The 12833-nt window shown below is 60.7% G+C and carries 11 protein-coding genes; all 11 read left to right on the top strand.

Translation table 11 applies throughout. The features are described from left to right. The 11 genes from leuD (at position 1) to ICA15_RS01710 (ending at position 12820) form a co-directional block, all read left to right on the top strand. Positions 1-645 carry a 3-isopropylmalate dehydratase small subunit gene (gene leuD, locus ICA15_RS01760; RefSeq protein WP_210555595.1) on the top strand — a complete coding sequence of 215 codons (645 nt, stop codon included), beginning with the start codon at positions 1-3 and terminating at the stop codon, positions 643-645. A gap of 146 nt (positions 646-791) precedes the next feature. Further along, positions 792-1559 carry a class I SAM-dependent methyltransferase gene (locus ICA15_RS01755; RefSeq protein WP_210555596.1) on the top strand — a complete coding sequence of 256 codons (768 nt, stop codon included), beginning with the start codon at positions 792-794 and terminating at the stop codon, positions 1557-1559. Between the two features lie 54 nt (positions 1560-1613). Beyond that, positions 1614-2696, top strand: a complete 1083-nt coding sequence (gene leuB / locus ICA15_RS01750) for a 3-isopropylmalate dehydrogenase (RefSeq protein WP_150616663.1) — start codon at positions 1614-1616, stop codon at positions 2694-2696. 66 nt (positions 2697-2762) lie between these two features. Then, positions 2763-3875, top strand: a complete 1113-nt coding sequence (gene asd / locus ICA15_RS01745; RefSeq protein ID WP_150601435.1) for an aspartate-semialdehyde dehydrogenase — start codon at positions 2763-2765, stop codon at positions 3873-3875. Positions 3876-4151: 276 nt separating this feature from the next. Then, entirely contained in the window at positions 4152-5162 is a 1011-nt protein-coding gene (locus ICA15_RS01740; protein WP_150601436.1) for an aspartate-semialdehyde dehydrogenase, read from the top strand. Positions 5163-5371: 209 nt separating this feature from the next. Beyond that, positions 5372-8023 carry a FimV/HubP family polar landmark protein gene (locus tag ICA15_RS01735; protein ID WP_210555597.1) on the top strand — a complete coding sequence of 884 codons (2652 nt, stop codon included), beginning with the start codon at positions 5372-5374 and terminating at the stop codon, positions 8021-8023. Between the two features lie 227 nt (positions 8024-8250). Then, positions 8251-9075, top strand: a complete 825-nt coding sequence (gene truA / locus ICA15_RS01730) for a tRNA pseudouridine(38-40) synthase TruA (RefSeq protein ID WP_150601525.1) — start codon at positions 8251-8253, stop codon at positions 9073-9075. A gap of 65 nt (positions 9076-9140) precedes the next feature. Next, positions 9141-9761, top strand: a complete 621-nt coding sequence (locus ICA15_RS01725; RefSeq protein WP_042558611.1) for a phosphoribosylanthranilate isomerase — start codon at positions 9141-9143, stop codon at positions 9759-9761. Positions 9762-9961: 200 nt separating this feature from the next. Continuing rightward, positions 9962-10882, top strand: a complete 921-nt coding sequence (gene accD / locus ICA15_RS01720; RefSeq protein WP_042558612.1) for an acetyl-CoA carboxylase, carboxyltransferase subunit beta — start codon at positions 9962-9964, stop codon at positions 10880-10882. Further along, positions 10879-12186, top strand: coding sequence for a bifunctional tetrahydrofolate synthase/dihydrofolate synthase (gene folC / locus ICA15_RS01715; RefSeq protein WP_210555598.1), 1308 nt, complete (start codon positions 10879-10881; stop codon positions 12184-12186). The genes accD and folC overlap by 4 nt, the downstream gene beginning before the upstream one ends. Next, positions 12170-12820, top strand: coding sequence for an SPOR domain-containing protein (locus ICA15_RS01710; RefSeq protein ID WP_150616660.1), 651 nt, complete (start codon positions 12170-12172; stop codon positions 12818-12820). The genes folC and ICA15_RS01710 overlap by 17 nt, the downstream gene beginning before the upstream one ends. Positions 12821-12833 lie beyond the last annotated feature (13 nt).

Raw genomic sequence — 12833 nt, 5'->3', positions numbered from 1 at the left:
ATGAAGGCATTTACCAAGCACACTGGTCTTGTCGCGCCTCTGGATCGTGCCAATGTCGACACCGACCAGATCATTCCGAAGCAGTTCTTGAAGTCGATCAAGCGCACCGGTTTCGGCCCGAACCTGTTCGATGAGTGGCGTTACCTTGATGTTGGCCAGCCGTATCAGGACAACTCCAAGCGCCCGTTGAACAAGGACTTCGTGCTCAACGCCGAGCGTTATCAGGGCGCCAGTGTATTGCTGGCCCGCGAAAACTTCGGTTGCGGCTCCAGCCGTGAACACGCGCCGTGGGCGCTGGAAGAGTACGGTTTTCGCAGCATCATCGCGCCGAGCTACGCCGACATCTTCTTCAACAACAGCTTCAAGAACGGCTTGCTGCCGATCATCTTGAGCGACGCTGAAGTCGATGAATTGTTCAAGCAGGTCGAGGCTGAGCCGGGCTATCAATTGCAAGTCGATCTGCAAGCGCAAACCGTGACGCGTCCGGATGGCAAGGTTTACCACTTTGAGATCGATGCGTTCCGCAAGCATTGCCTGCTTAACGGTCTGGACGATATCGGCCTGACCTTGCAGGACCACGAAGCGATTGCGACGTTTGAAGCGAAGCATCGCGTGAGCCAGCCGTGGTTGTTCCGCGACGCGTGATTGATTCGAGATTGATGTAGTCAGGGCCGGCCCCATCGCTGGCAAGCCAGCTCCCACAGGTTTTGTGAACACCGCAAATTACTGTGGGAGCTGGCTTGCCAGCGATGAGGCCGGAACAAGCACCACAAGATTCAAGGAAAGTCCCCATGACCAGCACCGCCCAGCACAGTCAGGTTGTACAAAAGCAATTCGGTGAACAGGCCGCCGCCTACCTGAGCAGCGCCGTTCATGCGCAAGGCACTGAATTCGCCTTGCTACAGGCTGAACTGACAGGGCAGGGCGAAGCGCGGTTGCTGGACCTGGGGTGTGGCGCCGGCCATGTGAGTTTTCACGTGGCGTCGCTGGTCAAGGAAGTGGTCGCCTACGACCTGTCGCAGCAAATGCTCGACGTCGTGGCTGCTGCTGCCTTGGATCGCGGCATGAGCAATATCTCCACGGTCAATGGAGCCGCCGAGCGTCTGCCGTTTGCCGATGGCGAATTCGATTTCGTCTTCAGCCGTTATTCGGCGCATCACTGGAGCGATCTCGGTGTGGCCCTGCGCGAAGTACGCCGGGTATTAAAGCCGGGTGGTGTGGCGGCGTTCGTGGATGTGTTGTCGCCGGGTAGCCCGTTGTTCGACACTTACCTGCAAAGCGTCGAAGTGCTGCGCGACACCAGTCACGTGCGCGATTATTCTGCCGGCGAGTGGTTGCGGCAGGTCAGCGAGGCGGGGTTGCATGCGCGTAGCACTGCGCGGCAGCGTCTGCGCCTGGAGTACAGCAGTTGGGTCGAGCGCATGCGCACACCTGAAGTGATGCGCGCCGCGATCCGCCAGTTGCAGCAGTCGATGGGCAACGAAGTACGCGAATATTTTGAGATTGATGCCGACGGCTCGTTCAGTACCGATGTGATCGTACTGATGGCCGAACGATAAGAATTTTCCGGGCGCGCCAGTTGAGGGCGCACCGACTGAAGACACGAGGAAAGCATGAGCAAGCAGATTCTGATTCTCCCAGGCGACGGTATTGGTCCGGAAATCATGGCCGAAGCGGTCAAGGTGCTGGAATTGGCCAACGACAAGTACAGCCTGGGTTTCGAGCTGAGCCATGACGTGATCGGTGGCGCGGCCATCGACAAGCACGGCGTGCCACTGGCCGACGAAACCCTCGACCGTGCCCGCGCTGCCGATGCCGTCCTGCTGGGCGCTGTCGGTGGCCCGAAATGGGACACCATCGAGCGTGACATCCGCCCTGAGCGCGGTCTGCTGAAAATCCGTGCGCAACTGGGCCTTTTCGGCAACCTGCGTCCGGCGATCCTGTACCCGCAACTGGCCGACGCGTCGAGCCTGAAGCCGGAAATCGTTGCCGGTCTGGACATCCTGATCGTCCGTGAGCTGACCGGCGGCATCTACTTCGGCGCGCCACGCGGCACCCGCACGCTGGAAAACGGCGAGCGTCAGGCCTACGACACCCTGCCATACAGCGAAAGCGAGATCCGCCGCATCGCCCGCGTCGGTTTCGACATGGCCATGGTGCGTGGCAAGAAGCTGTGCTCGGTCGACAAGGCCAACGTGCTGGCCTCCAGCCAACTGTGGCGTGAAGTGGTCGAGCAGGTCGCCAAGGATTACCCGGAAGTCGAACTGAGCCACATGTACGTCGACAACGCGGCCATGCAACTGGTGCGCGCACCGAAGCAGTTCGACGTGATCGTCACCGACAATCTGTTCGGCGATATCCTCTCCGACGAAGCGTCGATGCTTACCGGTTCCATCGGCATGCTGCCGTCGGCCTCGCTCGACTCCAACAACAAGGGCATGTACGAGCCTTGCCACGGTTCGGCGCCGGACATTGCTGGCAAAGGCATCGCCAACCCGTTGGCGACCATTTTGTCGGTGTCGATGATGCTGCGTTACAGCTTCAATCTGCATGACGCGGCCGATGCCATCGAGAAAGCCGTCAGCGTGGTTCTGGATCAAGGCCTGCGCACCGGCGACATCTATTCGGCCGGTTGCAACAAAGTCGGTACGCAGGAAATGGGCGACGCAGTAGTCGCCGCGCTGCGGAATCTGTAATCTCTCGGGCCCGCTGCGAAATTCAATACAAAGCAGCGGCCCACTTTTCAAGAAGGTGTAGTTGCGATGAAACGTGTAGGTCTGATCGGTTGGCGCGGTATGGTCGGTTCCGTGCTCATGCAGCGGATGCTGGAAGAGCAGGATTTCGATCTTATCGAGCCGGTGTTTTTCACCACTTCCAATGTCGGTGGCCAAGGCCCGTCCGTGGGCAAGGATATTGCCCCGCTCAAGGACGCTTACAGCATTGAAGAGCTGAAGACCCTCGACGTGATCCTGACCTGCCAGGGCGGCGACTACACCAGCGAAGTGTTCCCCAAGCTGCGCGAAGCCGGCTGGCAGGGTTACTGGATCGACGCGGCTTCCAGCCTGCGCATGAACGATGACGCGGTCATCATTCTTGATCCGGTCAACCGCAAGGTCATCGACCAGCAGCTCGATGCGGGCACCAAGAACTACATCGGCGGCAATTGCACCGTCAGCCTGATGCTGATGGGGCTGGGCGGTCTGTTCGAAGCCGGTCTGGTCGAGTGGATGAGCGCCATGACTTATCAGGCTGCCTCCGGTGGCGGCGCGCAGCACATGCGTGAACTGATCAAGCAAATGGGTGTGACCCACGGCGCTGTTGCCGAGCAACTGGCGGATCCTGCCAGTGCGATCCTGGATATCGACCGTCGTGTGGCTGAGGCCATGCGCAGCGAAGCGTACCCGACCGAACACTTCGGCGTACCGCTGGCTGGCAGCCTGATCCCGTGGATCGACAAGGAACTGCCGAACGGCCAGAGCCGCGAAGAGTGGAAGGCCCAGGCCGAGACCAACAAGATTCTCGGTCGCTTCAAGAGCCCGATCCCGGTCGACGGCATCTGCGTGCGCATTGGCGCCATGCGTTGCCACAGCCAGGCGCTGACCATCAAGCTGAACAAAGACGTACCGATCGCCGACATCGAAGGGCTGATCAGCCAGCACAACCCTTGGGTCAAACTGGTACCGAACCAGCGCGAGATCAGCATGCAGGAGCTGAGCCCGACCAAGGTCACCGGCACCCTGAATGTGCCGGTCGGTCGACTGCGCAAGCTGAACATGGGCACCCAGTATCTGGGCGCCTTCACCGTCGGCGACCAACTGCTGTGGGGCGCGGCCGAACCGCTGCGTCGCATGCTGCGGATTTTGCTTGAGCGTTGATCGTTTGAAGTCATAAAAGAACCCGTGCCTTGTGAGAGGTGCGGGTTTTTTTATGCCTGAAATTTCTTGAGTGTCAGGTCTGGCCTCATCGCGAGCAGGCTCACTCCTACAGTGGGCGGTGGTGAACGCAAGTTTTCTGTTCCACACCAATCATTGTAGGAGTGAGCCTGCTCGCGATGAGGCCTGAACAGTCTCCGCAAACCTCCGGCAGAAATTGCCTGTGCGCCAGTCACCCGGTAAAGTGCCGCTCCCCCCGTTTCGCCAGAGGCTCGCACCATGACCCAGACCCTTGATATTGCCGTGATCGGCGCCACCGGTACTGTCGGCGAAACCCTCGTACAGATTCTTGAAGAACGTAATTTCCCGGTCGGCAACCTGCACCTGCTGGCCAGCAGCGAATCCGCCGGCAGCTCGGTGCTGTTCCGCAACAAGAACGTGCGCGTGCGTGAGGTCGACGAGTTCGATTTCAGCAAGGTCAAACTGGTGTTCTTCGCCGCCGGTCCAGCCATCACCCTGAGCTACGCCGCCCGCGTTCACGCCGCCGGTTGCTCGCTGATCGACCTGTCCGGCGCCTTGCCGGCCGATCAGGCGCCGCAAGTGGTGCCCGAAGCCAATGCTGCTGTGCTCGCCGGCTTGAAAGCGCCGTTCCAGGTCAGCAGCCCGAGTCCGTCGGCGACCACTCTTGCCGTAGTGCTCGCGCCGTTGCTCGATCTGATTGATCTGCAATACGTCAACGTCACCGCCAATCTGGCTGTTTCTGCCCAGGGTCGTGAAGCCGTCGCCGAGCTGGCACGCCAGACCGCCGAGCTGCTGAACATGCGCCCGTTGGAGCCAAAGTTTTTCGATCGGCAGATGGCGTTCAACCTGCTGGCTCAGGTCGGCACGCCTGACGCGCAGGGCCATACGCTGCTGGAAAAACGCCTGGTGCGTGAGTTGCGTCAGGTGCTGGCGCAGCCTTTATTAAAGATTTCCGCAAGTTGCGTTCAAGCCCCGGTGTTTTTTGGCGATAGCCTTAGCGTGACCTTGCAGTCAGCGCAGGCCGTCGACCTGAAAAAGGTCAATGCCGCGCTGGAAGCTGCGTCGGGCATTGAACTGGTCGATGCCGGTGATTACCCGACGGCGGTCGGTGACGCGGTGGGGCAGGACGTGGTCTATGTCGGTCGTGTTCGCAGTGGTGTCGATGACCCGGCGGAACTTAATCTGTGGCTGACGTCAGATAACGTGCGCAAAGGCGCAGCACTCAATGCTGTGCAGGTTGCCGAGTTGTTGATAAAAGACCTGCTGTAAAAGATACTTGGCAACAATTTGTCGACTGATTCTAGCTGGGCGCTATGCTTGGCCGAAGCAGTTGATAACGAGTCACCCTCCGGGACTTTCCGGGGCATCAAAGAAATGATCGCGCGCGGCAGTCTGTCGTCGTCGCGCGCAATGCCTTACGGCAGCGGTATTCAACATCTTCTCGCTGGCCGAGGAACGTTCAAACAAAGGATGAGGCTATGGTTCAAGTTCGCAAACTGGTGTTAGCAATAGCGGCCGCCTCGGCGCTGTCCTCCGGTATGGCGCATGCCCTCGGGCTCGGGGAGCTGACCCTGAAGTCGACCCTGAACCAGCCGCTGGTGGCTGAAATCGAGCTGCTCGACGTCAAGGATCTCACCGCTGCCGAAGTGGTGCCGAGCCTGGCCTCGCCGGAAGACTTCGCCAAGGCCGGCGTCGACCGCCAGGCCTTCCTCAATGATCTGACGTTCACGCCAGTGCTTAACGCCAGTGGCAAAAGCGTGCTGCGGGTGACCTCGAGCAAGCCACTGTCGGAACCGATGGTGAAATTCCTCGTCCAGGTGATGTGGCCGAACGGCCGCTTGTTGCGCGATTACAGCGTGCTGCTGGACCCGTCGAAGTTTTCGCCGCAGACCGCTGACGCCGCTGCTCAACCGGCGCCGTCGCAAACCATCACTGCGCCGACCACCGGCGCCACGCACTCGACGCAATACACCACCACCCCGCGCGACACCCTGTGGGAAATTGCGGCGAAGGCGCGTACCGGCGGTTCGGTGCAGCAGACCATGCTGGCCATTCAGGCGTTGAACCCGGATGCGTTTATCGGCGGCAACATCAACCGCCTGAAAGTCGGCCAGGTCCTGCGTCTGCCGGATTCGGTGCAAAGCACTGCGCTGCCACAGTCGGCGGCCATCGCTGAAGTCGCGGCGCAAAACGAAGCCTGGCGTCAGGGCCGTCGATATGTGGCCAAGCCTGGCACCGGTCAGCAGCAACTCGATGCGACCAACCGTGGTCGCGGCAATACTGGCGCTGCGCCTGACGCGCAAGACAACCTGAGCCTGGTTTCCGCTGAAAGCGCCAAGGCCCGCGGCAAAGGCCCGGCGGGCGACGCCAAGGCCCTGAGCGACAAGCTCGCGGTCACTCAAGAAAGCCTCGACACGACCCGTCGTGACAACGAGGAACTGAAAAGCCGCATGACCGATCTGCAAAGTCAGCTCGACAAGCTGCAACGTCTGATCGAGTTGAAGAACAACCAACTGGCGAAGATGCAGGCCGAAGGGCCGGGTGCTGCGCCAGGCGCCAATCCGGCGGTGCCTGCGATCACTGCCGAGTTGGCCGCCACACCGCCAGCGACACCGGCAGAAGCAGCGCCGACGCCAGAGTCGGCCATTGCACCACCGGCCGAGACGCCAGTTGAGCCAGTGGTCGAGCCGGTGGTCGAAACCACACCTGCCGCTGATGACGAAAAAACCTTCAACGAGCTGCTGACCAATCCGATCTTGCTGGGTCTGGTCGGTGGCGGTGCCGTGGTCTTGCTGTTGTTGCTGTTGCTACTGGCCCGTCGCCGCAAAGCTCAGCAGGAAGCCGAGAAGCATGTGCGCATGGCGCGCGCTCTGGCTGAGGAACAAGAGTTCTCCGCCGAGCACGATCTGCCGGAAAGCAGCTTCGAAGGCCTGGAAACCCCGGCCGCCAGCGTCAAGCTCAACACGCCGGCTCCAGCGCCAACGCCTGCGCCAGTAGTCGCCCCGATTGTGGCGCCAATCGTGATGGCCGAGCCGATCGCCGCACCGCTGGTTGCCCCGGCAGGCGAGCGCTCCGATGATGTCCTCGACAAGGCTCAATCGCACATTAACGCCGGACGTATGAATCAGGCTGCTGCATTGCTGGAAGAGGGCATCAGCCTGGAGCCGCAGCGCAGTGATCTGCGTCTGAAGCTGATGGAAGTCTATGGTCAGCAGGGCGATCGCGATGCTTTCGTAGGTCAGGAGCGTCAGTTGGTAGCCAATGGCGACAACTTCGCCAAGGTCGAAGAGCTGAAAAGCCGTTTCCCGGCCATGGCCGTAGCGGTCGCCGGTGGTTTGGCCGCCGCCGCCATCGCTGCCGAGCTGGACGCCCAGTACGTCAAGGAATTGCTGCTGGATGAGCCAGAAGTGCCTGAGCCATCGCCAGTTGCGGACGATCTGGACAGCGCGTTCGACCTGAGTCTGGACGATCTCGACAACATCACTCCGGTTGAGCCGGCGCCAATCGTTGAGCCCGAAGCGCCAGTCGAACTGGACGAGTTCCCGTCGGACGACGATCTGAGCTTTGAATCGGTGCTGAAAGAGCAGACCGACACCAAAGAGAATCTCGATGATCTCTCGGATTTCGACCTGGATCTGGACCTTGGCGCTGAGCCGGCTCCTGCTCCGGCACCGTTGGCCGATGATGACTTCCTGCTGGATCTGGACGACGGCGTGAAAGATCTGTCGCCGCTAGAGCCACCCGTCGTCGCCGATGTGCCGCAGGATGATCTGGAGCTGCCAGCCGATTTCGACCTGTCGCTGGCTGACGAGATGGACTCCAATCCGGCGGCCGAGCCTGATGCATTTGCCGCCGAACTGGATGACGTCAACGCCGAGCTGGATCGCCTGTCGCAGAGCATCGCCGAGCCGACGTTCACGGAGGCCGATGCGGCGCTGGGTGATGATCTGGGTGAAGACGATTTCGACTTCCTCGCGGGCACCGACGAAGCAGCCACCAAACTTGATCTGGCGCAGGCCTACATCGACATGGGTGACAGCGACGGCGCGCGCGACATCCTCAATGAAGTGTTGACCGAGGGTGATGAGAAGCAGCGCGGCGAAGCCAAGGAAATGCTCTCGAGCCTGTAAATCAGGTTCAGCGGTAAAGAACACGGCAGCCCATGAGGCTGCCGTTTTTGTTTGGCGCATTGGATCAAAAGATCGCAGCCTTCGGCAGCTCCTACAGGAAAACGCCGATTCTTGTGCAGGAGCTGCCGAAGGCTGCGATCTTTTGATCTTGAGGCCTTATAATGCCCGCCTTTGCAAAAACAGCAGGCTGTCCCACCTTGGCAAACATAGATAACCCGGTCGCCGAAATGGCCCCCGACGGCTTTTACCGCGTGGCGCTGGGCGTTGAATACAAAGGCTCGCGCTACAGCGGCTGGCAGCGTCAGTTAACCGGTGTGGCGACGGTGCAGGAAGCGCTTGAAAAAGCCTTGTCGAAAGTCGCCAACGCACCCGTTTCCTTGCAGTGCGCCGGGCGTACCGATGCGGGTGTGCATGCCTGCGGACAAGTGGTGCATTTCGACACTCAGGTCGATCGCTCGCTGAAGGCCTGGGTGATGGGCGCCAACATCAACCTGCCTCACGACATCAGTGTCAGTTGGGCGCGGGTGATGCCGGCGAATTTCCATGCGCGGTTCAAGGCCATCGCCCGGCGCTATCGTTATGTGATCTACAACGATCAGATTCGCCCGGCCCATCTCAATGAAGAAATCACCTGGAACCACCGCCCGCTGGACGCTGAGCGCATGGCTGAGGCCGCGCAGTATCTGATTGGCACCCACGATTTCAGTGCGTTCCGTGCCGGCCAGTGCCAGGCGAAATCGCCGATCAAGAAGATGCATCACCTGCGCGTGACCCGTCACGGCAAGATGATCGTGCTCGACATCCGCGCCAACGCATTCCTGCACCACATGGTGCGCAACATCGCCGGCGTGCTGATGACCATCGGTGCTGGCGAGCGGCCGGTCGAGTGGATGAAAGAAGTGCTGGAAAGTCGTGAGCGCCGGTCTGGCGGCGTGACAGCGCATCCCTACGGCTTGTATCTGGTGCAAGTCGAGTACCACGACGAATTTCCGCTGCCCGAGCGTTTTATCGGGCCGCATTTCCTTACGGGGTTCTCCGAACTTGACGGCTGACGCCCTCGAGCGCTTTTGTTACCATCCGGGACTTTCCCGGATTCTGCCTCGGAGTTTTTCTCGATATGTCAGCCGTTCGCAGCAAGATCTGCGGGATTACCCGCATAGAAGATGCGTTGGCCGCCGTCGAAGCCGGGGCTGATGCGATCGGATTCGTGTTTTACGCCAAAAGTCCGCGCGCAGTCTCGGTCCAGCAAGCGCGGGAAATCATCAAGGCCTTGCCGCCGTTTGTGACCACCGTGGGTCTGTTCGTCAATGCCAGCCGCTGCGAGTTGGGGGAAATCCTCGATGCCGTGCCGCTGGATCTGCTGCAGTTCCATGGTGACGAGACCGCCGAAGAGTGCGAGGGCTGGCACCGTCCTTACATCAAGGCGCTGCGGGTCAAGGCCGGCGATGACATCGCCGCGGCTGTCGATGCCTACCCAAGCGCCAGTGGCGTGTTGCTCGATACCTACGTCGAAGGCGTGCCGGGCGGAACCGGCGAGGCGTTCGACTGGTCATTGATTCCGCAAGGTTTGAGCAAGCCGCTGATTCTGGCGGGTGGTTTGACCCCGGAAAACGTCGCAGGCGCCGTGGCTCGGGTAAAACCCTATGCAGTAGATGTCAGCGGTGGGGTCGAGGCGAGCAAGGGCATCAAGGATCACGCAAAAGTTCAGGCGTTCATCGGCGCCGTCAGGGGCATTTAGGCCTGTGCATGATGTGACGGCTGGCACACTGCCGCCGTCCACAGCTTGGTACAAAAGAGGCTGAGGGTTTTTGGGTTGTACGAAGGTCAGTTTTACTGACCCGGCCATCCTTGATCATCGCCACACATGAATTTAGCTGAAGGGCATACGCGGGGCTGCGAACCAGAGCGTTCGAGCCGCCGGTACTGGAGAAAGAAAGCATGAGCAACTGGTTAGTAGACAAACTGATCCCTTCGATCATGCGTTCGGAGGTCAAGAAGAGCTCGGTGCCTGAAGGTCTGTGGCACAAATGCCCGTCCTGTGAGGCTGTGCTGTATCGTCCGGAGCTGGAAAAGACCCTGGACGTTTGCCCAAAGTGCAACCACCACATGCGCATCGGCGCACGTGCGCGCATCGACATCTTCCTCGATGCCGAAGGTCGCAACGAACTGGGCGCCGATCTGGAGCCGGTTGACCGTCTGAAATTCCGTGACGGCAAGAAGTACAAGGATCGCCTGACCGCTGCACAGAAGCAGACCGGCGAAAAAGACGCGTTGATTTCCGTCAGCGGCACCCTGCTGGGCATGCCGGTAGTGGTTTCGGCGTTTGAATTCAGCTTCATGGGCGGTTCCATGGGCGCCATCGTCGGTGAGCGTTTCGTACGCGCTGCCAACTACGCGCTGGAAAACCGCTGCCCGATGATCTGCTTCGCCGCTTCCGGTGGTGCGCGCATGCAGGAAGCCCTGATCTCGCTGATGCAGATGGCCAAGACCTCGGCCGTGCTGGCGCGTCTGCGCGAAGAAGGCATTCCGTTCATCTCGGTGCTGACCGATCCGGTTTACGGTGGTGTTTCCGCCAGTCTGGCAATGCTCGGCGACGTGATTGTTGGCGAACCTAAAGCCCTGATCGGCTTCGCCGGTCCGCGCGTTATCGAGCAAACCGTGCGCGAGAAACTGCCGGAAGGCTTCCAGCGTAGCGAATTCCTGCTGGAGCACGGTGCGATCGACATGATCATTCATCGTCAGGAGCTGCGTCCGCGTCTGGGTAACCTGCTGGCACAAATGACGGGTAAGCCAACGCCGACATTCGTTGCTGCGCCAATCGAGCCGATCGTCGTTCCGCCGGTGCCTGCCAACATATGACCGAGCGCACCCTTGGCGAGTGGCTCGCCTACCTTGAGCAGTTGCATCCGTCGGCCATCGACATGGGTCTGGAGCGTTCGCAACAGGTAGCGTCCCGCATGGGGCTGGGCCAGCCGGCGCCTCGGGTGATCACGGTCACCGGCACCAACGGCAAGGGTTCGACGTGCGCTTTCGTGGCTTCATTGCTGCGGGCGCAGGGCCTGAGCGTTGGTGTCTATAATTCTCCGCACCTGCTGCGTTACAACGAGCGGGTGCAGCTCAATGGCGTCGAAGCCACTGACGCACAGCTGTGCGAAGCCTTCGCTGCGGTCGAGGCCGGGCGTGGCGAAACCTCCCTGACTTACTTCGAAATGGGCACCTTGGCGGCGTTTTGGCTGTTTCAACAGTCAGGGCTCGACGCTGTGGTGCTGGAAGTCGGTCTGGGCGGGCGTCTGGACACGGTCAACGTGGTGGATGCCGATATCGCGCTGGTTACCAGCATTGGTGTCGATCACGCCGATTATCTGGGTGATACCCGCGAATCCGTAGCCTTCGAGAAGGCCGGCATCTTCCGTCAGGGCAAGCCTGCACTGTGTGGCGATTTGAATCCTCCGCAACCGTTGCTCGACAAGGCGCGTGAGCTGGCGTGCCCGTTCTTCCTGCGTGGGCGCGATTTCGATCTCGGCATCACTGATCAGAACTGGCAGTGGCGCGGTACCGATGCGCAGGGCCGGGTTGTCGAGCTGCATGATTTGCCGCTGCTCGATCTGCCGATGGAAAACGCCGCGCTGGCGTTGCAGGCGTATCTGCTGCTCGGTTTGCCGTGGAATGCACAGCAGATTGTGGCGGCCTTGCGGGCGACGCGAGTTGTCGGGCGTCTGGATCGCCGTTCGTTCGAATGGAATGGCAAGCGCCTGAATCTGTTGCTGGATGTTGGTCATAACCCGCACGCGGCGGAGTATCTGGCTCGACGTCTGGCCTCGCGGCCTCCGGTCGGCAAGCGTCTGGCGGTGTTCGGTCTGCTGGCGGACAAGGATCTGGATGGTGTTATCGGCGAATTGAATGCTAGTGTCGAGCACTGGGCCGTGGCGCCCTTGGATTCGCCGCGCGCACGTCCGGTTGCAGAATTACACGCGGCATTGCAGAACCTTGGCGCGTCGGTCACGTCTTACGACAGTGTTGCCGCCGCACTTGAAGGGCAGTGCGCAGTCGCAACCAGCGACGATGAGATTCTGTTGTTCGGATCATTTTATTGTGTCGCCGAGGCCCTTGAATGGTTGGCCCGGCGCTCCACGGAGGAAGCGGCAAATGGCTTTGCTGGATAAAGCGTACAAACAGCGCATGGTCGGTGCCCTGGTGCTGGTGGCGCTGGCGGTGATTTTCCTGCCAATGCTGTTTTCCCGTCAGGACGAACAGCGTCAGGTGACCGTAGAGGCCCCGGCTGCTCCGCATGCGCCTGCCGTGCCGCAGGTGCAGTTGGAACCGGTCGCCGTTCCCGAGCCGCAAGCCTTGCCGCAAGAGCCCGTGCCAAGCGATGACGAAATCGCCGAGCAAGTCGCGCCTTCTGCGCCGATCGCCCCGGCACCTGTTGTGCCGGCCCAGATCGCCAAGCCTGCCGCGCCGCCGCCGGTGTCCAAGCCGATTCCTGCGCCTGCCCAGCCGATCGCTTCAGCGACAACCAAGCCTGATACCACTCAGAGCCGCGTCGACGCCAATGGTCTGTCGGTCAGCTGGTCGGTGCAACTGGCCAGCCTGTCGAGCCGCGCCAGCGCCGAGAGTCTGCAGAAAACGCTGCGCAGCCAGGGCTACAACGCTTACATCCGTTCAGCCGATGGCAAGAATCGGGTGTTCGTCGGTCCGCTGATCGAGCGCGCCGAAGCCGATCGTCTGCGTGATCTTTTGAGCCGTCAGCAGAACCTCAAGGGTTTTGTCGTGCGCTTCCAGCCCGAGCGTGGCTAGGATCTATCGATTC

The sequence above is a fragment of the Pseudomonas sp. P116 genome (genome assembly GCF_020149425.1).
Classification (GTDB): Bacteria; Pseudomonadota; Gammaproteobacteria; order Pseudomonadales; family Pseudomonadaceae; genus Aquipseudomonas; species Aquipseudomonas anatoliensis.
The sequence above is the reverse complement of the archived record's forward strand: the minus strand, read 5'-3'. Positions and strand labels throughout refer to the sequence as shown.

Bases quoted from the DNA above. Each gene is read 5' to 3' on its own strand.
- leuD (WP_210555595.1), top strand. From the start codon at position 1: ATGAAGGCATTTACCAAGCACACTGGTCTTGTCGCGCCTCTGGATCGT.
- ICA15_RS01755 (WP_210555596.1), top strand. From the start codon at position 792: ATGACCAGCACCGCCCAGCACAGTCAGGTTGTACAAAAGCAATTCGGT.
- leuB (WP_150616663.1), top strand. From the start codon at position 1,614: ATGAGCAAGCAGATTCTGATTCTCCCAGGCGACGGTATTGGTCCGGAA.
- asd (WP_150601435.1), top strand. From the start codon at position 2,763: ATGAAACGTGTAGGTCTGATCGGTTGGCGCGGTATGGTCGGTTCCGTG.
- ICA15_RS01740 (WP_150601436.1), top strand. From the start codon at position 4,152: ATGACCCAGACCCTTGATATTGCCGTGATCGGCGCCACCGGTACTGTC.
- ICA15_RS01735 (WP_210555597.1), top strand. From the start codon at position 5,372: ATGGTTCAAGTTCGCAAACTGGTGTTAGCAATAGCGGCCGCCTCGGCG.
- truA (WP_150601525.1), top strand. From the start codon at position 8,251: ATGGCCCCCGACGGCTTTTACCGCGTGGCGCTGGGCGTTGAATACAAA.
- ICA15_RS01725 (WP_042558611.1), top strand. From the start codon at position 9,141: ATGTCAGCCGTTCGCAGCAAGATCTGCGGGATTACCCGCATAGAAGAT.
- accD (WP_042558612.1), top strand. From the start codon at position 9,962: ATGAGCAACTGGTTAGTAGACAAACTGATCCCTTCGATCATGCGTTCG.
- folC (WP_210555598.1), top strand. From the start codon at position 10,879: ATGACCGAGCGCACCCTTGGCGAGTGGCTCGCCTACCTTGAGCAGTTG.
- ICA15_RS01710 (WP_150616660.1), top strand. From the start codon at position 12,170: ATGGCTTTGCTGGATAAAGCGTACAAACAGCGCATGGTCGGTGCCCTG.